This window comes from Brevundimonas sp. SPF441, from assembly GCF_009661015.1.
Classification (GTDB): Bacteria; Pseudomonadota; Alphaproteobacteria; order Caulobacterales; family Caulobacteraceae; genus Brevundimonas; species Brevundimonas vesicularis.
In genome coordinates this window covers 39,845-63,414 of sequence record NZ_WJWX01000012.1, presented here as the reverse complement: position 1 = coordinate 63,414, position 23,570 = coordinate 39,845, and the positions used below count along the sequence as shown (strand labels likewise).

The following is a 23,570-nucleotide window of genomic DNA, read 5'->3' as shown; positions in this document are numbered from 1 at the left end:
CTTCTAGAGGGCGGCCAGCGCCTCCAGCACGCCCTTGCCGTAGCGATCCAGCTTCGACTGACCGACGCCGGAAATGGCGCCCAGACTGTTCAGGTCGCCCGGCTCGGCGTGGGCGATCTCCAGCAGCGTCCGGTCCTGGAAGATGACATAGGGCGGGACGTGCTGTTCCGAGGCGCGGTCGCGGCGCCAGGCGCGCAAAGCCTCGAACCGAGCGCGGACGTCCGCGTCCATCGTCTCCAGCGCCGCATTGCGCCCTTCGCCCGATCGGTCACGACGGCGCGGGGCCGTATCGGCCCTCAGAGGCGCACGACGCACCTCGATCTGGCGCTCGCCGCGATAGACGGCGCGCACCGCCTCGGGATCGCCCAGCCCGACCAGCGGCTTGCCGTCATTAGGATCCTCGGCCAGCAGACCTTCGAACAGCAGGTGATCGACGATCTCGCGCCAGCTGTTCAGCGAAATCTCGCGCCCTATGCCCCAGGTGGACAGTTGCTGCTCCCACGGCTGCACATCCTTGGTGCGGGCGGTCAGGTGATCGACGACGCGATTGCGCCCGAACCGGCCGCCCAAGCGCTGCACCGCCGCCAGCGCCTTCTGGGCCGGGACGGTCGCGTCGTAAAGCTGGGGCGGGTCGCCGCAGATGTCACAGACGCCGCAAGGCTGGGCGTCATGCTCGCCGAAGTATCGCCGCACGGCCTGGGCGCGACAGACGGCGCCGTCCAGCATGGCGAACAGCTGGCGGGTCTTCCTGACCTGGACCTGTTTGACCTCCTCGGCCATCGGGCGGCTGTCCAGCCGACGCAAGGACCAGGCGATGTCTGATGGGCCATACAGGGTGATGCCCTCGGCCGGCTCGCCGTCGCGCCCGCCCCGGCCGATCTCCTGCCAATAGGCCTCCAGGCTGCCCGGCGGATCGGCGTGGATGACGAAGCGCACGTCGGCCTTGTCGACGCCCATGCCGAAGGCGATGGTCGCTACCATGACGGCGCCCTCCTCGGCCAAGAAGCGTTCCAGCCGGCGGTCGCGCTCTTTCGTGTCCATGCCGGCGTGATAGGCGATGGCGTTGGTCCCGGCGTCGCGCAGGGCCTGCGCCACGCGGTCGCAACCGTCGCGGCTGCCGCAATAGACCACGCCCGACTTGCCCCGCCGTTCGCGCACCAGTTCAATAACCCGCGCATCGGTCTTGGCCCGAGACGCGCTCTCCTTGCGCTCGGCCGACAGTTGCAGGTTCGGACGCGCGAAACTGTCGACGAAGACCGTCGCCTCTTCCAGCCGCAGCGAGCGCAGGATGTCGTCGCGCGTGCGGGCGTCGGCGGTCGCCGTCACCGCGATGCGCGGCACATCGGGAAACCGCTCGGCCAGCAGACCCAGGTTGCGATAGTCGGGCCGGAAGTCGTGACCCCATTGCGAGACGCAGTGCGCCTCGTCGATGGCGATCAGGCTGAGCGGCAGTTCCGCCAGCCGGCCCATCATGGCGCCCGCCGCCAGGCCTTCCGGCGAGACATAGAGCAGGTCCAGTTCCCCCGACCGCGCCGCCGCCCAGATGGCCGAGCGCTCGTCCAGCGACACCCCGGAATCCAGCCGCGCCGCCGCGACGCCCTGCTGCTTCAACGCCTCGACCTGATCGGTCATCAGGGCGATCAGCGGCGACACCACCAGCCCCAGTCCGGGACGCAGGATGGCCGGGATTTGATAGCAGACACTCTTGCCGCCGCCGGTCGGCAGGACCGCCAGCACATCGCCGCCCGACAGGATTTGCTCGACCACCCGCCCCTGCAGCCCCCGGAAGTCGGCGTGACCCCAGACGCGCGCCAACAACGCCCGCGCGTCGTTCAGGTCAGGCGTATCGGTCGAGGAGAACTGGAGGCGCGTGGCCGGCATCCTTAAGCTGTGCACTCTTTGTTCCCGAACAGAAGACGCCGCCGGGCGCGAAGGCGACCGGCGGCGGCATCAGATGGGGAGGGTTCAGTGGGCGGGCGCTTCGGCGAACTGGCCGCCGACGCGGTAGCGCCACAGATAGGACGGGGCGATCGCCGCCATGCCGGCCGGATGGTCGATGCCCAGATCGCTGAGGCCGAACGCGTCGGCGGCAACCACATTGTCCTTTTCCAGCATCAGCACCTGATCGCGCGTCAGCGGCGGGGTCAGGCCGACGAACCGGCTCAGTTGCAGCAGCGAACCCAGGGGCTTGGCGACGATGAAGGGCACCGAAACCAGCATCCGGTCACGGCCCGTCTCACGACGCACCAACTCCAGCACCTCGCGGAAGGTATAGAGGCTCGGCCCGCCCAGTTCATAGGTGCGGCCGGCGGCGTCCGCGCGGGTCACGCCGCGCGCGATGGCCTCGGCGACATCGCCGACATAGACCGGCTGGAACCGGGTTTCGCCGCCGCCGATCAGCGGCAGGGCCGGCGCCATCGTCGCCATGGCGGCGAAGCGATTGAGGAAGCCGTCGCCCGCGCCGAACACCAGCGACGGACGCAGGATCACCGCATCCGGATAAACGGCGCGCACGGCCGCCTCGGCCTGGGCCTTGGTGCGACCATAGGCCGAAGGGCTGGCGGCGTCGGCGCCGATGGCCGAAATCTGGACCAGGCGCTCAACGCCCGCCGCCTTTGCGGCCTCGGCGATGGTCTTGGCCGCCTCGGTGTGGACGGCGTCGAAGCCGCGCTTGCCGCCTGCGTCATGCAGCACGCCGACCAGATTGACGACAGCGTCCGCGCCGCGCACGGCCTGCGCCACATCCGCCGGATTGGTGATGTCGCAGCGCATGAACTGGATCTGTCCGGGATCGCCCAGCGGCTGGATTTCGATCGCCAGGACCGGGTTGCGCACGGCGACCCGAATGCGCCAGCCGCGACGCGCCAGGGCGCGCACCGCCTGCGACCCGATAAAGCCCGAACCTCCGAAGAGGGTCACGACGCCGGGGGCGAGGTCAGCCATGGGGAAAGCTCCAGTCGAAATCCGTTTCGGCGGGATAGACGATAGGGCGCCGCACCGCAACGCGGGCCTTCACGGTCACGCTGGCGTTCGACGCGCGGCCGCCCATCTGAGGCAGATGAAGCTTTTCACCATTGGCTACGAGGGCGCGACCCAGGCCGACGTCATCGCGCGGTTGAAGACGGCCGGCGTGCAAACCCTGGTCGATGTCCGCGCGGTCGCCGCATCCCGCCGCGCCGGCTTTTCCAAGACGATCCTGGGCGAGAGCCTGAAGGCCGAAGGGATCGACTATGTCCACCTGCGCGGGCTGGGCACGCCCAAGGCGGGACGTGACGCGGCGCGCAAGGGCCGTGTCGACGAGATGCGCGCCATCTTCGCCGATCACCTGGCCGAGCCCCAGGCGCAGATCGAGTACGAGCGGCTGAAGGCGCTGGCGGCCGACAAACCCGTCGCCCTGCTGTGCTTCGAGGCCGACCACGCCGGCTGCCACCGCGCCGTCCTGGCGGAACGACTGTCGGAGGAAACCGGCGTGGCGGTCGTGGACCTCTAGGCTTATGGCCGTCCGACCAACTGATCGACCGAACCGCTGGTGACCGGGTGATAGAGCGGCCGGGCCTCGGCGTAGATGCGCCGCGCGTTGCCGCGACCCCAGTCGCCCTCGTTCCACAGGGTCTGGAACAGCGGCAGGACGAACTTGCGACGGCCCTGGCTGGTCAGGAACTTCTCGGCCGTGGCGACCGACGGCTGATACCGATGGGCCAGGGCGATCTGCAGCCAGGCGAAGGTTAGTTCGGCGTTGCCTTCGTTCGCCAGGTTCAGCGTGCGCTCCAGATCGGCCAGCTGCGCATTCGTCAGCCAGTCGGCGCCCGTCCGCAGGCCCTCGGGACGCCAGCCCAGGAAGCGCTGGCGCTGCTGGGTGTTCCATTCCGCCCACGGAATGGCCGAGGCCGGTCCCTTGTCCTTGAAGAAGGCGACGGCGGCCGCATCGACCGGCTCGAAGGCGTGAGACACCGGCGCCACGGCGTTGGACGGCAGGCCGGGCTGATAGACCCAGGCGTCCATCTGCAGCTGGCTTTCCAGCGTCGCGTCGCCCTTAATCAGGTTGTCGCGGATGTCTTGCAGGAACATGGCCGTGGTCATGGGACGATAGGCGTTGCGGTCGAAATAGCCGCGCAGCCAGGCGTCGAACCGATCCCGCCCGACGGTGCGTTCGATGGTCCGCAGGAACAGGGCGCCCTTCTCATAGGCGATGTCGTTCATGCCGTCGTCGGGGTCGCGGCCCTTCAGGTCCAGATGCAGGCGGGTGTCCGCCGCCGGCAGGGACCTCAGCGTGTCCTGAAGGCTGTCCCAGCCCAGCACCTGCTCCTGCATGGCGCGGTCATGGCCATAGACCGACTCCATGATCCGGTTCTCGAAATAGACGGTGAAGCCCTCGTTCAGCCAGAAGTCGTTCCAGGTCGCATTGGTGACCAGATTGCCCGACCAGGAGTGCGCCAGTTCGTGCGCGACCAGCGACACCAGCGAGCGATCGCCGGCGATGATGGTCGGGGTGGCGAAGGTCAGTTTCGGGTTCTCCATCCCGCCGAACGGGAAGGAGGGCGGCAAGACCAACAGGTCGTAGCGGCCCCAGCGATACGGGCCGTACAGCTTCTCGGCCGCCGTCACCATCTGGGCGGTCGGCTCCAGCTCCCATTGGGCGGCGCGCAGGCGGCTGGGCTCGGTCCAGACCCCGGTGCGGCCGTCGAACGGTGCAAAGGCGATGTCGCCGACGCCCAGCGCGATCAGATAGGGCGGGATCGGATTGTCCATCCGGAAGCGCCAGGTCTTCATCCCGTTTGCGGCCCGCTCGCCGTTCGGCGTCAGATGATCGGCGCTCATGACCACCGTCAGGTCTTCGGGCGCGGTGATGCGGGCCGAATAGGTCTGGCGGATGCCGGGGCTGTCCTGGGTCGGCACCCAGGTGCGGGTCAGGATCGCCTGGCCCTGGCTGAACAGATAGGGCTTCTGTCCGCCGGCCGTCTGGCTGGGGTTCAGCCATTGCAGCGCCGCCGCATTCGGGCGGGTGGAATAGCGGATGGTGATCTTGCGTCGCTCATTGGCGGCGAAGGCCGGGAAATAGACCGTCAGCGGCTGGCCCAGGACGGCGTCATTGTCGCCGACGAGATAGCGCAGCGGCTGACCCGCCGCGTCGCGCACGTCCTGAATGTCCAGGTCGCGGATATCCAGCACGATCTCGTTGGCGCCCGGGATCGCCAGGATGTCCAGGGTCGCCGTGCCCGCCAGGGTCTTGGCGTTGAAGTCGGCGGTCAGATCCAGAGCCACATCGACGACGCGGGCGATCTCGGGCCGGGCGTGGGTGTGGACGTCCACCGCTTCGGGACCGGGCGCCGGGGCGATGGCGGGCGGGGTCATGGCCGACCCTCCCGTCGTGGTGGAGCAGGCGCTCAGACCCATGGCGGCGGCCAGGGCGAGGGCGGAGACGAGACCGAGCGCTTTGCGCGTCATCGAGGTTTTCCTGGGCTGATCTTGACGATTGGCCCGGAGAACGCGCGGAAACGCGAAAAAGATCAAGCCTTGGCGGCGACCGGCGCGTGATGGGCCCGGAACAGCCGTCCCCGCTCGGCGAACAGCACCCAACCCAGGGCGATCAGGCCGAAGACGGTGAAGCCGACCGACATCGGAATGGTCGTGCCATTGAACTGTTGGCCCACCGCAAAGCCCAGCAGCGAGCCGACGATGGTGGAGATGAAGCCCTGGATCGAGGCCGCCGTGCCCGCGATCTTGCCCATCGTCTCCATCGCCATCGATCCAAAATTGCCCGCGATCAGGCCAAAACAGAACATGGTCAGGGTCTGCAGCACCGCAAAGGTCCAGATCGATTCATGACCGCTGATCGCCACCCCCGCATGAATGGCGGCGATGCTGGTGAAGCCGATCAGGGCGGTGTGCGAAATCTTGCGCGAACCCAGCTTCACCACCAGACGCGCATTGACGATCGAGGCCACGGCGATGCCGCCCGCGATCAGCGCGAACACCGCCGGAAACGCCGCCTCGGCGTGAAAGACGTCGGCGAAGATCTGCGGCGACGAGTTGATGAAGCCGAACAGGGCCCCGGTGATCGCCGTCATGGCCAGGGTGTAGCCGACGGCGGTGCGGTCGGTCAGAGCGATCTTGTAGGCCGCCGTCAGACGCTTGACCTGAATGGGCAGCCGATCCTCGGGCTTCAGCGTCTCGGGCAGGCGCAACGACGCCCAGACGATCAGGCCGACCCCGATCAGGCCCAGCCCGGCGAAAATCCAGCGCCACGGTCCGACCAGCATGATCAGTTGTCCCAGCGACGGCGCCAGGATTGGCACGCCCAGGAAGACCAGGAAGCTGAACGACATGACCCGCGCCATGGTGCGCCCCTCGTACCGATCGCGCACGATCGAGACGGCCAGCACGCGGGTGCAGGCGCTGCCCAGACCCTGGCCGACGCGGGCCATGATCAGAGTCTCGAAGGTCGGCGCCAGGGTCGCTAGCAGGCTGAACATCACATAGACGCCGACGCCGAACAGCAGGACAGGCTTTCGCCCGAACCGATCCGCCAACGGACCGTAGAACAGCTGCGCCCCGCCGAAGCCCAGCAGATAGGCCGTCACCACCCATTGTCGGTCGTTGTCGGTCGCCACGTTCAGGTCGGCGCCGATGTGCGGCAGGGCCGGCAGCATGGAATCGATCGCCAGCGCATTCAGCGCCATCATCAGGGCGATGAGGCAGACGAACTCGACGAAGCCGAGCTCCTTCTTGGCGGGCGCTGACGCAAGGGAAGAAGACATCCGGGCCAGATGCGCCGTCACGCCCCGATCCGCAACCGCACGCCCGTCATAAATTGCTGCAATGCAGCGAAATCGGGTTTGAACGGGCGGCGCCTCGCCAAAGCCGCGAAGCTTCGCTAGAGGAAGTCATGACAGAACAGATGACAGCACAGGCGGCGCTGGACCGCCTCGAAACCCTCTACACCCAATCCGTGACCAACCTGCGCGACGCCGTGCGGGATTTCGTCAATACCGGCGCGCGGCCCGATCCGGTCAAACGCGCCGAAGGGGTGTTCGCCTATCCCGAACTTCGCATCCGCTGGGACGGGGATCGCCCCCAGGACCTGGAGCCGCGCGCCTACGCCCGGCTGTCGAGACAGGGCAGCTATTCGACCACGATCACGCGGCCCGACCTTTTCCGCCCCTATCTGACCGAACAGCTGGGCCTGCTGGAGCAGGAATATAACGCGACCTTCGAAGTTGGCCTGTCTCGCCAGGAGATCCCCTTCCCCTATGTGACCGACGGGCTGGAGGTCGCGCTGGACCGGTCGATGACGGCGGCTCTTGCGCGCTGGTTCCCCACCACGGACCTGGCCCATATCGGCGACGAGATCGCCGACGGCCTGTTCGAAATGGGCGGCGACTTCCCCCTGTCGCACTTCGACGGCCTACGGACCGACTTCTCGCTGGCGCGGCTGAAACACTACACCGGCACGCCGGTGGACGACGTTCAGTCCTATGTCCTGTTCACAAACTACAATCGCTACGTCGATGAGTTCGTGCGCTGGGCCATCGAGCAACTTCGGACGCCCGGCTCGCCGTATCAGACCCTATCCTGCGCCGGCGGCGTGGTGATCACGCGCGATACGCCCAACCCCGAGGCGGCGATCAGCGACACGGCCTGGAAGAAGCACCAGATGCCGGCCTATCACCTGACCGCGCCGGGCCATAAGGGCGTGACCCTGGTCAACATCGGCGTCGGCCCGTCCAACGCCAAGACGATCACCGACCACCTGGCCGTCACCCGTCCGCACGTCTGGCTGATGATCGGTCACTGCGGCGGCCTGCGCGCCAGCCAGACCATCGGCGACTATGTGCTGGCCCACGCCTATCTGCGCGACGATCACGTGCTGGACGCGGTGCTGCCGCCCGACATCCCCATCCCCTCCATCGCCGAGGTTCAGCGCGCCCTGTACGACGCCACCAAGTCGGTCAGCGGCATGCCCGGCGACGAGGTCAAGCTGCGCCTGCGCACCGGCACCGTCGTGACCACCGACGACCGGAACTGGGAGCTGCGCTATTCCAAGTCGGCCCTGCGCTTCAACCAGAGCCGCGCCGTCGCCATCGACATGGAAAGCGCCACCATCGCGGCCCAAGGCTATCGCTTCCGCGTCCCCTACGGGACGCTGCTTTGCGTGTCGGACAAGCCGCTGCACGGCGAGATCAAACTGCCGGGTCAGGCCAACCGCTTCTACGAAGGTTCGATCTCCGAACACTTGCAGATCGGCATCCAGGCGGTGGACCTGATGCGCAGCGAAGGCTCAAAGCTGCACTCGCGCAAACTGCGCGCCTTCGACGAGCCGCCGTTCCGGTAGGCGAGAAAGTCTCCTCCCCACAGCGTGGGGAGGGGGACCGCGCGTAGCGTGGTGGAGGGGCTCTTGAAGTCCCACCGGCGCCTGTAGCCAGCAAAGAACCCCTCCGTCTCTCCGCTACGCTTCGAGCCACCTCCCCACTTCGCAGGGAGGGGACGGATCTGGGGTCTTCAGACCGCCGCCTTCTCCAACGCGCCGGGCTCGACGGGGCTAGGCGCGGTGGTGGCCTTGCGGGTGTCCTGACGGCGCGGCAGCCGCCACACCTGGTGCGAGCGATAGCTCGTTCCATCCCAGGCCAGGGCCGTCACGGTGATGGTCTTGGCGTCCCAGTCGATCTGATTGAAGCCGGGCGGCGCGCCGCGCTCGCGATGCGACAGCGTCCCGCAGCCGACCGCATAGGAGCAGCGATCCGCCAGCGGGATCGGCATGGCGAACGGCACATGGACGTGACCGGTCATGATCAGATCGACGCCTGCCTCGGCGAAGATCAGGGCCGCCTCGTCGCCGCGCTTGACGTCGCCGGTCATCGGCGTGCCGACCATCTCGATCAGCGGATGGTGACAGGCCAGGATCCGCAGCGCGCCGATCGGCGCCTGACGCAGGGCCTCGGCCGCACGCCGCGTCTGGTCCAGATCGATGACGCCCTTCGACCAGTTGGGCCGCGCCTGCCAGCCGCGCGCGGTGACGACGCCGCGCACCATGACCGCATCGCTGCAGAACTGCCCGTCGTGGGCCGGAAAGCCTGTCGCCGTCTCGAACGCCCGCCAGGGATGGAAGACCCGCGCGATGGCGTCCCAATAGGGCACGTCATGATTGCCGACGATGACGAAGCGTGGCTCTGGCATGGCCCGCATCCATTCGCCCGCGGCCGTGAACTCGTCGGGGAACCCCTTCTGGGTGATGTCGCCGGTGATCAGCACCAGATCGTTCGGCGTTGCGTGGGCGTATTCCAGAGCGGCGGCGCAGGCGCGTTTGTGCTCGCAGCCGAAATGGACGTCGGAGAACTGAAGAACGCGTCCCACTAGATGCTGTCCTCGGCTGAGGGCGGCTTGGGCGCCAGCGCCTTGAAGGCCTTGGGCACGAAGCGGATCACGGCCTCGGGCTTGAGCAGCAGCGGCTCGCCGTCGATCACGGCCGGAATTTTCGAGCGGGCGCGCACCTCGATCCGTTTCGCCGGGCGGGTCGAGACGGCCGGATCCTGGCGCCAATCGCTGAACAAGGCTGTCGCAGCCAGGCGGAAGGCCTGGGTTGTGTCGCTGGGGTCCATGGCGGCGGCCTCCAGTCCGATGGGATCCTCCATCGCCTTGGAGATCATCGGGCTGATCAGCACCAGAGCCTCGGTGCGGCGTTTCTCGCCGCCATCGAGGGTGAAGCGCAGACGGCCGGAGAAGGCGCGTTTCAGGGCGCGACGACCATATTGCCAGGCCAGTTTGATCTTGCCGGTCCGCATCGCCTCGCGCGCCGGGGCCCACAGCGCCGGCGATCCCAGAATGGCGGCGCAATAGAAGTATTCGCCCTGAACCTCGCCGCCCGATACGGCCTGAGGCTCGCCCTCCTCCAGCGCCCGCTTCAGCGCCAGCTTCCAGTCGGCGGTGCCATAAAGCGCCTTGGGCAACATGTTCATCGTGCCGCCAGGCAAGGGCGCGATCATCGGACCGTCAGGCTTGGCCTTCGACGCCACCGAGCGCGCCGTGCCGTCGCCGGCCAGAACGAAGATCACGTCCGGCTTGGCGGCGAAGGCGTCGGCGATGATCTGGTCGAAGTTGCCCCCTTCGAACGACACGACCTCGGCCTTGAGGTCATACTGCCCCAACAGGGCTTCGGCCTCGCCGGCGGCGCGGGGCCCCACGCTTCCGGACAGCGGATTGACCAGCATCACGGCGTGCCGGATCTGGGCATGGGGCGTCAACGCAGTTTTGTCGTCTGCATCGGAGGGGGGGTGGGCGACATCGGTCATGGCGGCCGAACGCCCCGCAGGCGCCGTCGTTCCGCCCAAGCGTCACCATAGTTGCAGATGCAGTCTGCCGACGCGGAACCTATGCCGCGAGGACACGTTTGCTGCCCACAGGGGCCAACACCCAGGGACAAAGGAATTCATCATGAAAAAGGCGATTATCGCGATTGCCGGCGCCGGCCTGCTGGCTTCGGCCTGCGCCAGCGACCCGTACGGCTATAACAACGGCTCGAACGAAACCGTCCGCCAAGGCGCCATCGGCGCCGGCCTGGGCGCCGTCGCCGGCGCCATCATCGGCAACAACGTCGGCGGGGGCAACGCTGCGACCGGCGCCCTGATCGGCGGCGCCCTGGGCGGCACGGCCGGCGCCATCCGCGGCTCCAACCAGGACCGCAACAACCAGCAGCGTTATCGCGACAGCCAAGGTCGCTACTACTACTGCTACGACAACCGTCAGGACGAGTGCTACTGGGACAACGGTCAGCGCCGTTATTGATCAGTGATCAGATGCCGGTCGCGAAGGTCCGCGACCGGCGTTAGGTTGAAGAGGCGGCCTGTCGGACGACGGGCCGCCTCTTTTGCGTAATGGGCCGGCCGAGCCGGAGGAGGGCTGAGATGAAGCGATCGATGGGTCTGGCTGTGGCGACCGTGGGAATGCTGGCGGCGTGCGCGCCGATGCCGAAGCGCGAGGCGCTTGTGGTGGGCGAATCGCTGTGCGCGCCGGGGCGTTTCGATATCTATTTCCTGGAAAATCAGGCGCGGCTAACCGAGCCGGCGGCGATGGTGCTGAAGGCGGCGGCGACCAAGGCGAAGGATTGCGACGTGCGCAAGGTGCGCGTGGTGGGCCTGGCCGACGCCACGGGAACGCCCGAAGCCAATCTGAACCTGTCGCAGCGGCGCGCGCGGACGGTGGTCGAGGCGCTCACCCAGGCGGGTATGCCCGCGCCGATCTTCGAGCTGAACGCCGCAGGCGATGCGGGCGCCACAACGGCAGCCGGCAATGACGAACCGCTGCGGCGCCGCGCGGAAGTGATCTACGAGGCCTATCCGCGCTGATCGACGCGGGGGCGGGCGCAGCGATGGCGCGGGGACGCGTGACGCATTAGGTTGCGGCGCTCCCCTCGCCTGCCGGAACACGCGTTTGCGCCTCTTCGCTCTTCTCCTCGGCCTGCTGTTCAGTTTGACGGGCGTTTCGGCGACCGTCGCCCAGCCGGTGCAGAGCCAGCCCACGGGCGTCGTCGCCTTCGGACCGCAGCGGACCGAGCGGATCGAGGCCGAACTGGTCCCGATGTCGCAATGGGTCGCGCCCGGTTCGACGACCGTGGTGGCGGTGCGCCAGAAGATCGCGCCCGGCTGGCACACCTATTGGCGCAATCCCGGCGACAGCGGCGGCGCGACCAGCCTGATCTGGACCCTGCCCGCCGGGGTAACCGCCGATCCGATCCTGTGGCCCCTGCCCAGCCGCCAGCGGCTGATGAGCCTGATGAACTATGGCTATTCGGGCGCGGTGCTCTTGCCCGTGCCGATCCATGTGCCGCCGACGGCGCGGCCGGGCGAAGTGCTGACTCTGACGACGGATGTGCTGTTTCTGGTGTGCAGCGATCAGATGTGCGTGCCCGAGCCGATGACCCTGTCGCTGGCCCTGCCGGTGCGCGAGGGCGCAGCGCCCCTGGCCAAACCTTGGGGTGAAGAGATCGAGCGGCTGGTCGAAACCGCGCCGCGACCGGCCGGGATCGAGGCGCGCGTCACGCGTCAGGGCGGCCAGCTGATCCTGACCGCCACCGGCGGGCCGCTATCTGGCGACCAGGCGGGCGCCGACATCAGCCAAGTCTATTTCTATCCTTTCGACGGCGGGCGGATCGACCATGCGGCGGCCCAGTCGGGCCAGCGGGGGCCCAATGGCCTGACGCTGACGCTGACGGCCGGCAAGGATGCAGCGCAGACGGCGCTGACCGGCGTCCTGGCGACTGACAAGGGCGCGTGGGAGATCACGGCGGAGCCGGGCGCGCCTCTGGCGGGCGCCCAAGGCGGCGCGGCGCTCAAGCCGCTGGACGACGCCACAAAGACTCTGGCGAAGACCGGCGCTCTGGTCTTCCTTCAGGCCCTGGGCCTGGCGCTGCTGGGCGGGCTGGTGCTGAACCTGATGCCGTGCGTCTTCCCGGTTCTGGCGATGAAGGCGGCGTCGCTGTCGGCGGCGGCGCATGATCCGGCGCGGGCGCGGCGCGACGGCCTGGCCTTCACCGCCGGTGTGTTGGTCAGCTTCCTGGTTCTGGCTGGCGCCCTGCTGGCGCTGAGGGCGGCGGGCCAGGCGATCGGCTGGGGGTTCCAGCTTCAGTCGCCGGGCGTGGTCGCGGCCCTGGCCCTGGTCATGCTGCTGGTCGGGTTGAATCTGTCGGGCGTCTTCCATGTCGGCGCCGGATTGCAGAACGCGGGGTCCGGCCCCCTGTCGCGCCTGCCCGGATCGGCTGGCGCCTTCTTCACCGGGGTGCTGGCCGTGGTCGTGGCAGCGCCCTGCACCGCGCCTTTCATGGCCGCAGCGCTCGGCGCGGCCCTGGTCCTGGCCTGGCCGATGGCGCTGGCCGTGTTCCTGATGCTGGGGCTGGGTCTGGCCCTGCCCTATCTGGCGATCAGCCTGTCGCCCGGCCTGCTGTCGCGCCTGCCGCGACCGGGCGTCTGGATGGAGCGGCTGAAGGGTCTGCTGGCCTTTCCCATGTATGGGGCGGCGCTGTGGCTGCTGTGGGTGTTCACGCGACAGGGCGGCGTCGACGCCTTGGGGCTGCTGCTGACGGCGGCGCTGCTGCTGGCCCTGGCGGCCTGGCTGACGGGTCTGGCGCAAGCGGCGCGTCAGCGTGATGAACGACCAATCCTGACCACGATCTGCGCGATCGTCGTCGGCGTTCTGGCGCTGGGCCTGGCAGGCGTTGCGGCCGGCGCAGCGCGGAGTGCGGACGCCGCGCCGCAAGGCGACAGCGGCCCGCTGGCGGCCCAGCCCTGGTCGGCGGCGGCGGTGAATGCAGCGACCGCGTCGGGACGCCCCGTGCTGGTCAATCTGACCGCCGACTGGTGCGTGACGTGCAAGATCAACGAACGCGCGGCCCTGTCTTCGCCCCGTGTCGCCAAGGCCATGCGCGAAGCGAACGCCGCCTATCTGGTCGGCGACTGGACCCGGCGCGACGACGCCATCACGCGTGAGCTTCAGGCGCACGGGCGATCGGGCGTGCCGCTGTATCTGCTGTATCGACCGGGTCGGGCCGAGCCGGAAATCCTGCCGCAACTGCTGACCGAGGGCGTGGTCGCGGATGCGCTGAAGGATTGAGCGTCAGCTCAGGAACCGCTGCACCGCCGCCAGGAACCGCTGCGGCTGTTCGATCATCACCTGGTGTTCGGCGCCTTCGATCCGCTCGAACCTGGCCGTGCGCGCCAGCCCTTCGAACCCGTAGCGATACAGACCCTCCAGCCGATTGCGGGGCGCGTCGGGATCGCGGGTCCAGCCATAGACGACAGTGACCGGAGCGGTGATCTGCGACAGGCGGGGGCGCAGATCGACGGTCAGGGCCTCATACAGACCCTGGGCCAGGACGCGCCGGTCGCCGCCCTGAAGCCCCAGCCCTTCAAACACCATGTCGCCGGCCAGACCCATGTCCACGCCAAAGGCCGCGACCTGGGACTTCAGCGCCTGATCGCCGAACAGGAGCAGGGCCTGATAGCCCAGACGGGCCAGGGGCTCGACCTGATCGGATGTGGTGCGGGCGTCGATCAGGGACGGGAAGAAGGGCGAGGAATCGACCACCATGACGCGGCCGATGCGGTCGCCCATGTCGGCGGCGACGCGCAGGGCGATCTGGCCGCCCAGCGAATGGCCGATCACGGCGGGATGGTCGATGCGCTGCTCGCGGATGTAACGTTCGATCTCGCTGGCGGCCGGGCCGGCCAGACCGCCGCTGACATTGTCGCCGATTTGCGTCTCGCCGAAGCCGCGCAGAGTGACCAGATGCACCCGGTAACGGTTATCGAGCCGATCCGCCGTCGAACGCCAGGCCGAGCCGGTCGAGCCCAGGCCGGGGATGAAGATGATGTCCGGCCCCCGCCCGCGCGTCTCGACGATGATGCGGCTGGAGCTGAAGGCCGGCGTTTGAGATTGGGCCTGGACGGCGACGGGGGCGAGGACGAACAGGGTCGCAAGGAGCGAGGCGAGGAGGCGGATCATCATCCGCCCCTAACGCCCGATCACGGCGATCGGTTGACCTCAGTGTTGCGACCTATCGCCCCTTGAACTCGGGTTTGCGCTTTTCGACGAAGGCGGACATGCCCTCCTTCTGGTCCTCGAAGGCGAACAGGGAGTGGAACAGGCGGCGTTCGAACTGGACGCCTTGGGTCAGGGTCGTCTCCAGCGCGGCGTTGACCATCTCCTTGTTGGCCATGATCGCCAGCGGGCTTTGCGAAGCGATCTTGGCGGCGATCTTGCGCGTTTCGTCCAGCAAGGTGTCGTGCGGGTAGACGCGCGAGGCCAGACCGGACGCTAAAGCCTCCGTCGCGTCCATCATGCGGGCGGTCAGGACCATGTCCATGGCCTTGGACTTGCCGACCAAGCGAGTCAGGCGCTGGGAACCGCCGATGCCCGGCGCGACGCCCAGGTTGATCTCGGGCTGGCCGAACTTCGCCTTGTCCGAGGCGACGATGAAGTCGCACAGCATGGCCAGTTCGCAGCCGCCGCCGAGAGCGAAGCCGTTGACCGCGGCGATGATCGGCTTTCTGAAGCGGGTGATGCGGTCGTGGCCGAGAGCGAAATAGTTGCCCGTGTACATCTGGGCATAGGTTTGGTCCGCCATCTCCTTGATGTCGGCGCCGGCGGCGAAGGCCTTTTCGCCCGAGCCGGTCAGGATCAGGCAGCGCACGCTGTCGTCCTGTTCGACGCTGTCGAGGAAGTCGGCCAGGTCCTTGAACAGGGCCGAGTTCAGGGCGTTCAGCGCCTCGGGCCGGTTCAGGGTCACCACCGCATAGCCGTCGGCGTGGCGTTCGATCAGCAGGTTGGAATAGGCGTCGGCCATGGTCGGTCTCCTTTGACGGCGGTCATACAGGCGCGCGGCGGGGCCCGCTAGCGCAGGCGCTACCGTCGGGGCATCAGGGCCAGGGTCAGGGCGGCGCGCGCCAGTTCGACCACGACCACCATGCCCAGCAGCAAATTGGCGGCGATCACCTGACCCCGCGCGCCCGACAGGTCCAGCGTCCAGCCGAAGATGGACGATAGGGCGAGGATCAGCGCCGAGATCAGCACCAGGCCGACCAGCAGCATCAGGGCGACATGACCCGCCTTCAACGCCGCCTGAAGCGTCGGCCCCTCGTCCAGCACGCGGGCGCGGCGGCGCAACAGCCGGGCGATCAGGCCGGTGGCGGCGGCCTCGGCGACGGCGGCGACGACCAGGGCGGCGACGAACCACCAGATCAGGTCGCCGAGGTCGCCGGTGCGCAAGCCCTGGATGAAGTGGACAAAATAGGCGCCCCAGACCAGGACGCCGACGATCAGACTGATCCACAGGTGGATTTTGCGCATGGGTCGGATCTCGAAGGCTTATCGCCTCTGGCAGGAGGGGCAGTAGAAGGTGGAGCGGCCGCCCTGGACGATGCGGGCGACGACGCCGGTGCATTTCTCACCCCGACACGGTTCGCCTTCGCGGCCATAGACGTCGAACCGGTGCTGGAAATAGCCCTGGCCGCCCTCGGCGTTGGCGAAGTCGCGCAGGGTCGAGCCGCCCGCCGCGATGGCGTCGTTCAGGACGTTTCTGACTTCGGTCGCCAGACGCTCCAGCCGCGCCTTCGACACCGATCCAGCCGCGACCAGGGGCGAGATGCGGGCGCCGTAAAGGGCCTCGCACACATAGATATTGCCCAGGCCGGTGACGATCCGCTGGTCCAGAAGGCTGACCTTGATGTTCTGTTTCTTGCCCGCAAAGGCCTCAACCAGATGGGCGCCGGAAAAGCCGTTGCCCAGAGGCTCGGGCCCCAGGCCGGCGAACCAGGGATGGGTCTCGACCTGGTCGCTGGAGATCAGGCCCATGAAGCCGAACCGACGCGCGTCGGCGTAGCCGATGCGGGTCGCCGCCCCATCGCGGATGGCGCAGCCGCTGAAATGTTCATGCTTGCCGGCGATGGGCGCGGCCTCCTCGAACTCGCCCAGCAGGGTGCCGTCCAGGGTGAAGCGGCCGGTCATGCCCAGATGGGTGATCCAGGTCTCGCCGGTGGACAACGGCATCAGCAGATATTTGGCCCGCCGGTCTATCCGCAGCACCGTCGCCCCCTCCAGCCGTTCGACGAAACGCTCGGGGAAGGGAAATCGCAGGTCGGGCCGGTTGATCCGGACCCGCGACAGCCGCGCGCCCTCCAGCACCGGCGTCAGGCCGCGTCGGACGGTTTCGACCTCGGGAAGTTCGGGCATGGCCCGGTCCTAGCCCGTCCGGCTCGCGGGGCCAAGCGGCGGGGGCGCCCGCATCTGACCGCGACCAGTTGCCGCCTGCGACAGAATGCGCTTACGTCCGCGCAAACGTGGGACCTCGCATATGACAGACGCCGCCGCCGCCCCCAAGGGCCGGCTAGAACTTACGCTCCGCGCCCTGGTGCTGGGCTGCCTGCTGGCGGTGATCTTCACCGCCGCCAACACCTATCTGGGCCTGCTGGTCGGCCTGACCTTCGCCTCGGCCATTCCGGCGGCGGTGATCTCGATGGCGGTGCTGCGGGCGTTTCGCACCTCGACCATCTGGGAGAATATGACCGTCCAGACTGTGGCCTCGGTCGGCGGGGCCATGAGTTCGATCATCTTCGTCCTGCCGGGCCTGGTGATGATCGGCTGGTGGCTGGAGTTTCCGTTCTGGCAGTCGGTGGCGATCTGCATCCTGGGCGGCGTGTTGGGCGTGACCTTCTCGATCCCGCTGCGCCGGGCGCTGGTCGTCAACGGCGGCCTGCCCTACCCCGAAGGCGTCGCCGCCGCCGAGGTGCTGAAGGTCGGGTCGCGCGGAGCCGAACAGACCGAAAGCGCGGTGCGCGAGAACAAGTCGGGCCTGTGGGTCGTGGTCGCCGGCGCTGTGGTGTCGTCCGGCTACGCCCTGCTGGTCGCGGGTCGGGTCTTTGCGGGCGAAGCGGCCAAGTTCTTCAAGCTGCCGGCCGCGTTGGGCGGCGGGGCCACCGGCATGGGCTTTGGCATGCAGTTCGCCCTGCTAGGCGCCGGTCACCTGATCGGCCTGACGGTCGGTCTGGCGCAGCTGTTCGGCCTGGTGCTGGCCTGGGCCATCGCCGTGCCGATCCTGACCAGCCCGGACACCATCGCGTGGCTGACGGCGCACGGCATTCCGTCGATCGCCTCGACCCTGCCCGCCGGCGCGCCGGCCGAGGAGCTGGCGACCACCGTCTGGGCGCGCGAAGTGCGGTTCATGGGCGCGGGCGTCATCGGCGTCGCCGCCATCTGGACCCTGATCAAACTGGCCGGTCCGCTGATCGGCGGCCTGACCTCGGCGCTGGCCGCCAACGCCAAACGCGCCCACGGCGAAGTGCTTGAGCGCACCGAACAGGACCTGCCCATCAAATTGGTGGGCGGCGTTTCGGTCGCCTGCCTGGTCGGCATCGCCGGCCTCCTGGCCTGGTTCGCCCAGAGCGCCCCGGCCCTGGCGGGATCGACGCCGCTCCTGGTGATCGGCGGCCTGGTCTATGTGGTGCTGATCGGCTTCGCCGTGGCGGCCATCTGCGGCTATATGGCCGGTCTGATCGGGTCGTCGAACAGCCCCGTGTCGGGCGTCGGCATCCTGGCCATCGTCATCGCCTCGCTGCTGATGCTGGGCGTCATGGCCATCGCCGGCGTGCCGGCCGATCCGTCGATCATCGCCTTCGCCCTGATCGTGACGGCGGTGGTCTTCGCCGTCGCCGTCATCGCCAATGACAACCTTCAGGACCTGAAGACCGGCCAGTTGGTCGAGGCCACGCCGTGGCGTCAGCAGGTGGCGCTGATCGTCGGCGTCGGCGCCGGCGCCCTGGTGATCCCCTTCATCCTGAACCTGCTGAACCAGGCCTTCGGCTTCGAAGGCGGCCCGCCCGCCATCGTGGAAGGCGCCAAAACCCTGGCGGCCCCGCAAGCCACCCTGATCTCGGCCCTGGCGCGCGGCGTCATCGGCGGCGACCTGCGCTGGGACCTGATCGGTCTGGGCGCGGCGATCGGCGTGGTCATCATCGTGCTGGACGCGGTCGTGTCGAAGGCGACCAAGGGCAAGGTCAAGCTGCCGCCGCTGGCCGTCGGCATCGGCTTCTATCTGCCGGCTGCGGTGACAACCATGCTGGTCATCGGCGCCGTCGCCGGCTGGATCTACGACAAGGCGGTCTCATCCACCCGCTACGCCGACGTGGCGCGTCGGATGGGCGTGCTGCTGGCCTCGGGCCTGATCGTCGGCGAAAGCCTGTTCGGCGTCTTCACCGCCGGGGTGATCGTGGCGACCAGGGACGACGCGCCCTTCGCCATGCTGCCCGAGGATTCGGCCTGGCCGGCCATGCTGGCGGGCATCGTCGGCTTCGCCGTCGCGGTGTTCGGCCTGTACGCCTGGACGCGCAGCCGGGCTTCGAAGGTCTAGGGGCGGACTGGCGCCTCTCCCTCCCCTGCGGGGGAGGGTGGCTGAGCCGAAGGCGAAGCCGGGTGGGGGCGGCAGGGCGACACGTCGCAAGTCTGTCTTAGGTTGAACAGGTGCGGCCTTGCCGGCCGCCCCCACCCGGTCGCTAGCGCGACCACCCTCCCCGGAACGGGGAGGGAAAAGCTGGCTCAGGCGCGCGTGGCGACCATCATATAGTTGATGCCCGCATCGTCGGTCTGGCTCCATCGGTCGTGAAGCGGGTCGTAGTTTAGGCCATAGGGGCCCTCGACCGTCACTGGCTCCGCGGCCAGCATCGTGCGGATTTCCTCGGGCTTCAGGAACTGGCGCCAGTCGTGTGTGCCGGCCGGAACCCAGCGCAGGATGTATTCCGCCGCCACCTTGCCCAGGGCCAGCGACTTCAGCGTGCGGTTCAGGGTGGCGACCATCATCACCCCGCTCGGCCGGACCAGGCGCGAACAGGCGCGCACGAAGCCTTCGGGATCGGCGACGTGTTCGATCACCTCCATCGTCAGGACCACATCGAACGGCCCCGCCCCTTCCGCCTCGATCTGTTCCACCGTGGCGGCGCGATAGGCGATATCCAGGCCGACCATGTCGGCGTGGGCGCGGGCCGTGCCGATGTTCTCGGACGACGCGTCGATGGCGGTGACGTCAAAGCCCATCCGCCGCATCGGCTCGGCGATCAATCCGCCGCCGCATCCCACGTCCAGCAGGGTCAGACCTTCGAACGGCGCGCGCGCCTTGGGATCGCGGCCCAGCCGCGTGCAAAGCTGTTCGCGGATCAACGCCAGCCGCGCGGGATTGAAGCGGTGCAGCGGCGCGAACGGCCCGTGCGCGTCCCACCATTCGGCCGCCTGGGCCGAGAAGCGCGCCACGTCGGCGGGGTCGATCGATGCGCCGAACGCCGTTTCGGACGAATTTTGCGAAAAACCATGCCCCTGTTGGGGTAGGCGAGACGGAGCGGCGCCGTTAGAAGCGGTCATGACGCGAGGGATGAACCTTCGCGCCCTTTCACGCAAGCAGGGGGCGGAACGCCACGATGACGCGGCCCGATACGACACGACTGGTGATGAAGTTCGGCGGCACCTCGATGGGCGACCTCGAACGCATTCGCCGTGCGGCGCGGATCGTTGCGGCCGAAGTCTCGGCGGGCAAACAGGTCGCCGTCGTCGTCTCCGCCATGGCGGGCAAGACCAACGAACTGGTCGCCTGGACCGACGGCGCCGGACCGGCCGCTGCAGGCCTGCCGCTCAGCGACGACGAATATGACGTGGTGGTCGCCTCGGGCGAACAGGTGACCTCGGGCCTGTTGGCCGCGACCCTGCGCAACATGGGCTTCAACGCGCGCTCGTGGATGGGCTGGCAGGTGCCGATCCTGACCGACGACGCCCACGCCCGCGCCCGCATCATCGACATCCCCGGCGAGAAGCTGGGCGCCGCCGTCGACGTCGGCGAGATCGCCATCGTGCCCGGCTTCCAGGGCGTGACGGCGGACGGCAAGATCACCACCCTGGGACGCGGCGGTTCGGACACCTCGGCGGTCGCCGTGGCGGCGGCCCTGGGCTGCCCCTGCGACATCTATACCGATGTGGACGGCGTCTATACGACCGACCCGCGCATCGAGAACCGCGCGCGCCGCCTGGCCAAGGTGTCCTACGAAGAGATGCTGGAAATGGCGTCGCTGGGCGCCAAGGTGCTGCAGACCCGCTCGGTCGAGCTGGCCATGGCCAAACAGGTCCCGGTCCGCGTTCTTTCAAGCTTTATCGAACCCGACGCGAATGGCGTCATGCCCGACAAGGGTGGAACCCTGATCTGCGACGAGGAGGAGATCGTGGAAAAACGTATCGTGTCCGGTGTGACCATGAGCCGTGACGAGGCCCGCATCACCCTGCTGGGCCTCTCCGACCGGGTGGACGCGCCCGCCGACGTCTTCACGCGCCTGGCCGAGGCCAACGTCAACGTCGACATGATCGTACAGAGCCAGTCGCGCACCGCCGGAACGGTCAACCTGACCTTCACGACCGGCCGTCGCGACGCCGTGCGCGCCGCCGACCTGATGACCGCCGCGAAGGAACAGCTCGGCTTCGAGGAAATCCGCGTCGACGAGGACGTGGCCAAGGTTTCGGTCGTCGGCGTGGGCATGCGCAGCCACGCGGGCGTCGCCCAGACCATGTTCAAGGCCCTGGCCGACAAGGGCGTGAAGTTCCAGGCGATCTCGACCTCCGAGATCAAGATCAGCGTGCTGATCGACGCCGCCTACGCCGAGCTCGCCGTTCGCGCTCTGCATTCGGCATATGGGCTGGACGCGGTATAGGGTGAGTTCAGAAGGCGCCTAGGCGCCGGGGCGCGGGAGACATGATGCCGGCAGGCGGCGCGATGACCAGAGGACCCCGGATCCTCCTGCGCCAGATCCGCGAGGCTCTGGGCGGGGCCGGCGCGGGCGCGACGCCGGCGCAGGACCGGCTGAACATGGTCGTCAAGATCATCGCCCGGTCGATGGTCGCCGAAGTCTGCTCCATCTATCTGCGTCGCGCGTCAGGCGAGCTCGAGCTGTTCGCCACCGAGGGCCTGAACCCCGACGCCGTGCACAACACCCGGCTGCGGCCCGGCGAGGGCCTGGTCGGCGAAGTGGCGCGGATGGCCCAGCCCATCAGCCTGTCTGACGCGCCGTCGCACCCGTCCTTCTCCTATCGTCCCGAGACGGGCGAAGACCCCTATCACGCCTTCCTAGGCGCCCCGCTGCTGCGCGGCGGCCGGGCCATCGGCGTCCTGGTCGTCCAGAACCGCACCGAGCGGCGCTATGACGAGGAAGAGGTCGAGGACATCCAGACCATCGCCATGGTCCTGTCCGAAACCGTGTCGTCGGGCGAGTTGCTGGCGCTGGACGAGCTGCGCGACGTGGAGCTGGCGCCGCACCGGCCCGAACGACTGAAGGGCCAGAAGTTCGCCGACGGCCTGGCCTTCGGCCATGTGGTTCTGCACGAGGCGCCGCTGGCGCCCGAACGCCTGCTATCCGACGACCCGGCGATGGAGGAGGCGCGGCTGAAGCTGGCGCTGGCCACGCTGAAGAGCGGCCTGGATGTCATGCTGGACAAGGGCCAGGGCCTGGCCGGTCCGTCGTTCGAGGTTCTGGAAACCTATCGGATGTTCGCCGACGACCGGGGCTGGAACCGGTCGCTGGAAGAGGCGGTCAGGAACGGCCTGACGGCCGAGGCGGCGGTGGACCGGGTCAGGAACGAACACCGCGCCCGCTTCGCCCAGGCGCGCGACCCCTATATCCGCGAGCGGCTGCACGACTTCGAGGACCTCGCCAACCGGCTGCTGCGGGTGCTGGCGGGCGACAAGCCGGGCGAGCGCGAACTGCCCGACGACGCCATCCTGGTGGCGCGAAACCTGGGCCCCGCCGACCTCTTGGAATATCCGCGCGACAAGCTGAAGGGGCTGTTGCTGGAAGAGGGCTCGGCCGCCAGCCACGCCGCCATCGTCGCGCGCGCGCTGCAGATCCCGTGCGTCGGCCGTCTGATGGGCCTGCGCGACCGGCTGTCGGAAGGCGACATGGTCATCGCCGACGGCGAGACCGGCGAGACCTATCTGCGCCCCCGCCCCGACATGCTGGAGGCGGTGCAGTCGCGCATGGCCGTGCGCGAACAGCGCCAGGCCGAGTTCGCCCAGCTGCGCGACGTGCCGGCCGTGACCCTGGACGGGCAGCGGATCACGGTCCTGACCAATGCCGGTCTGGCGGTCGATCTGGAAAACATGATCGAGACGGGCGCCGAGGGCATCGGCCTGTTCCGCACCGAGTTCCAGTTCATGGTCTCGGACGAACTGCCCCGGCTGGACGCCCAGACGGCGCTCTACAAGCTGGTGCTGGACGCAGCGGGCGATAAACCCGTCACCTTCCGTACCCTGGATATCGGCGGCGACAAGGTCCTGCCGTATCTGGAGGCCGAGCGCGAAGAGAACCCCGCGCTGGGCCGTCGCGCCATCCGTTTGGGTCTGGATCGGCCGTCGCTGCTGCGAATGCAGCTTCGGGCGCTGCTGGCGGCGGGGGCGGGGCGCGAGCTGCGCGTCATGTTCCCGATGATCGCCACGGTGGACGAGTTCCGGGCCGCGCGCGAGCTGGTGGATATCGAATGCGCCTGGGCGCGGCGTCGCGGGCGCGCCTTGCCGGCCCTGCTGCGCGTCGGGGCGATGGTCGAATGTCCGTCGCTGCTGTGGCATCTGGACGCTCTGCTGCCGCTGACGGATTTCGTCTCCATCGGCACCAACGATCTGTTCCAGTACATGTACGCGGCCGACCGGACCAATCCGCTGGTGTCGGATCGCTACGACCCGCTGTCGCCGCCGACCCTGCGGGCGCTCCAGACCATCCAGAAGGCCTGCGCCGACACCGGCACGCCGGTCTCGATCTGCGGCGAACTGGCGGGGCGGCCGCTGGAGGCCTTCGCCCTGATCGTGCTGGGCTTCACCCGACTGTCGGCGCCGGCGGGCGGTGTCGGGCCGGTCAAGCGGATGATCCTGTCGGCGGACCTGAATGCGGCGCGGCGCGGCATGGCCAATCTGCTGAACCTGTCCACCGGCTCAGTCCGAAACGAGATCGAATCCCTGGCGCGCAAGCTGAACGTCGCGGTCTGATCGCAGGCGTCTGGACGCAAGGGCGGCG

Annotated in this window: 19 protein-coding genes; 8 read left to right on the top strand and 11 right to left on the bottom strand. The window is 68.5% G+C overall.

Going from position 1 to position 23,570, the window contains the following annotated elements:
- Positions 1-3: 3 nt before the first annotated feature.
- Positions 4-1,881, bottom strand: a complete 1,878-nt coding sequence (gene recQ, locus GGC30_RS08870; RefSeq protein ID WP_153923528.1) for a DNA helicase RecQ — start codon at positions 1,879-1,881, stop codon at positions 4-6.
- A gap of 84 nt (positions 1,882-1,965) precedes the next feature.
- Positions 1,966-2,943, bottom strand: a complete 978-nt coding sequence (locus tag GGC30_RS08865) for a complex I NDUFA9 subunit family protein (protein WP_153923527.1) — start codon at positions 2,941-2,943, stop codon at positions 1,966-1,968.
- Positions 2,944-3,058: 115 nt separating this feature from the next.
- On the opposite strand from GGC30_RS08865, the gene GGC30_RS08860 reads away from it, so the two are divergent.
- Positions 3,059-3,490, top strand: a complete 432-nt coding sequence (locus GGC30_RS08860) for a DUF488 family protein (RefSeq protein ID WP_153923526.1) — start codon at positions 3,059-3,061, stop codon at positions 3,488-3,490.
- A gap of 2 nt (positions 3,491-3,492) precedes the next feature.
- Here the strand turns inward: GGC30_RS08860 and GGC30_RS08855 are convergent, their stop codons facing one another.
- Both GGC30_RS08855 and GGC30_RS08850 read right to left on the bottom strand, forming a co-directional pair.
- Positions 3,493-5,445, bottom strand: a complete 1,953-nt coding sequence (locus GGC30_RS08855) for a M1 family metallopeptidase (protein ID WP_153923525.1) — start codon at positions 5,443-5,445, stop codon at positions 3,493-3,495.
- A gap of 62 nt (positions 5,446-5,507) precedes the next feature.
- Complete coding sequence (locus GGC30_RS08850) at positions 5,508-6,758, bottom strand: multidrug effflux MFS transporter (RefSeq protein WP_153923524.1); 1,251 nt, start codon at positions 6,756-6,758, stop codon at positions 5,508-5,510.
- A 128-nt stretch (positions 6,759-6,886) separates the two neighbouring features.
- Between GGC30_RS08850 and GGC30_RS08845 the strand changes: the two genes are divergently transcribed.
- Positions 6,887-8,332 carry an AMP nucleosidase gene (locus tag GGC30_RS08845; protein ID WP_055754590.1) on the top strand — a complete coding sequence of 482 codons (1,446 nt, stop codon included), beginning with the start codon at positions 6,887-6,889 and terminating at the stop codon, positions 8,330-8,332.
- A gap of 167 nt (positions 8,333-8,499) precedes the next feature.
- On the opposite strand, the gene GGC30_RS08840 is transcribed toward GGC30_RS08845, so the two are convergent.
- Both GGC30_RS08840 and GGC30_RS08835 read right to left on the bottom strand, forming a co-directional pair.
- Entirely contained in the window at positions 8,500-9,351 is an 852-nt protein-coding gene (locus tag GGC30_RS08840) for a metallophosphoesterase (protein WP_055808812.1), read from the bottom strand.
- Positions 9,351-10,286 (bottom strand): diacylglycerol kinase family protein, encoded by a 936-nt coding sequence (locus tag GGC30_RS08835; RefSeq protein ID WP_153923523.1) that lies wholly within the window; start codon positions 10,284-10,286, stop codon positions 9,351-9,353. The genes GGC30_RS08840 and GGC30_RS08835 overlap by 1 nt, the downstream gene beginning before the upstream one ends.
- Before the next feature lie 142 nt (positions 10,287-10,428).
- On the opposite strand from GGC30_RS08835, the gene GGC30_RS08830 reads away from it, so the two are divergent.
- The 3 genes from GGC30_RS08830 (at position 10,429) to GGC30_RS08820 (ending at position 13,599) form a co-directional block, all read left to right on the top strand.
- A complete protein-coding gene (locus GGC30_RS08830; RefSeq protein ID WP_066625255.1) occupies positions 10,429-10,779 on the top strand; it encodes a glycine zipper domain-containing protein in 351 nt (116 codons plus the stop codon).
- A gap of 131 nt (positions 10,780-10,910) precedes the next feature.
- Positions 10,911-11,339, top strand: coding sequence for an OmpA family protein (locus GGC30_RS08825; protein ID WP_153923522.1), 429 nt, complete (start codon positions 10,911-10,913; stop codon positions 11,337-11,339).
- A gap of 85 nt (positions 11,340-11,424) precedes the next feature.
- The gene (locus tag GGC30_RS08820) at positions 11,425-13,599 is read left to right on the top strand and encodes a protein-disulfide reductase DsbD (protein WP_228763683.1); all 2,175 of its coding nucleotides are present in this window, start codon (positions 11,425-11,427) and stop codon (positions 13,597-13,599) included.
- Between the two features lie 3 nt (positions 13,600-13,602).
- Here GGC30_RS08820 and GGC30_RS08815 read toward each other — a convergent pair whose 3' ends face one another.
- From GGC30_RS08815 to mutM, 4 genes are read right to left on the bottom strand one after another with little or no spacing between them, the layout of a single operon-like run.
- Positions 13,603-14,490, bottom strand: a complete 888-nt coding sequence (locus GGC30_RS08815) for an alpha/beta fold hydrolase (RefSeq protein ID WP_228763682.1) — start codon at positions 14,488-14,490, stop codon at positions 13,603-13,605.
- 52 nt (positions 14,491-14,542) lie between these two features.
- Positions 14,543-15,331, bottom strand: a complete 789-nt coding sequence (locus tag GGC30_RS08810; RefSeq protein ID WP_153923520.1) for an enoyl-CoA hydratase-related protein — start codon at positions 15,329-15,331, stop codon at positions 14,543-14,545.
- 59 nt (positions 15,332-15,390) lie between these two features.
- Positions 15,391-15,834 carry a hypothetical protein gene (locus GGC30_RS08805; protein ID WP_153923519.1) on the bottom strand — a complete coding sequence of 148 codons (444 nt, stop codon included), beginning with the start codon at positions 15,832-15,834 and terminating at the stop codon, positions 15,391-15,393.
- Between the two features lie 18 nt (positions 15,835-15,852).
- Positions 15,853-16,716, bottom strand: coding sequence for a bifunctional DNA-formamidopyrimidine glycosylase/DNA-(apurinic or apyrimidinic site) lyase (mutM, locus tag GGC30_RS08800; protein WP_153923518.1), 864 nt, complete (start codon positions 16,714-16,716; stop codon positions 15,853-15,855).
- Positions 16,717-16,837: 121 nt separating this feature from the next.
- Between mutM and GGC30_RS08795 the strand changes: the two genes are divergently transcribed.
- A complete protein-coding gene (locus GGC30_RS08795; RefSeq protein ID WP_153923517.1) occupies positions 16,838-18,889 on the top strand; it encodes an OPT family oligopeptide transporter in 2,052 nt (683 codons plus the stop codon).
- Between the two features lie 185 nt (positions 18,890-19,074).
- Here GGC30_RS08795 and ubiG read toward each other — a convergent pair whose 3' ends face one another.
- Positions 19,075-19,890, bottom strand: coding sequence for a bifunctional 2-polyprenyl-6-hydroxyphenol methylase/3-demethylubiquinol 3-O-methyltransferase UbiG (gene ubiG, locus GGC30_RS08790; RefSeq protein WP_153923516.1), 816 nt, complete (start codon positions 19,888-19,890; stop codon positions 19,075-19,077).
- Between the two features lie 56 nt (positions 19,891-19,946).
- On the opposite strand from ubiG, the gene GGC30_RS08785 reads away from it, so the two are divergent.
- Together GGC30_RS08785 and ptsP are read left to right on the top strand one after the other, a co-directional pair.
- Positions 19,947-21,221: an aspartate kinase gene (locus tag GGC30_RS08785; protein WP_153923515.1), complete on the top strand. Its 1,275-nt coding sequence runs from the start codon at positions 19,947-19,949 to the stop codon at positions 21,219-21,221.
- A 62-nt stretch (positions 21,222-21,283) separates the two neighbouring features.
- Complete coding sequence (gene ptsP / locus GGC30_RS08780) at positions 21,284-23,542, top strand: phosphoenolpyruvate--protein phosphotransferase (RefSeq protein ID WP_369814640.1); 2,259 nt, start codon at positions 21,284-21,286, stop codon at positions 23,540-23,542.
- The last annotated feature ends 28 nt before the right edge of the window (positions 23,543-23,570 follow it).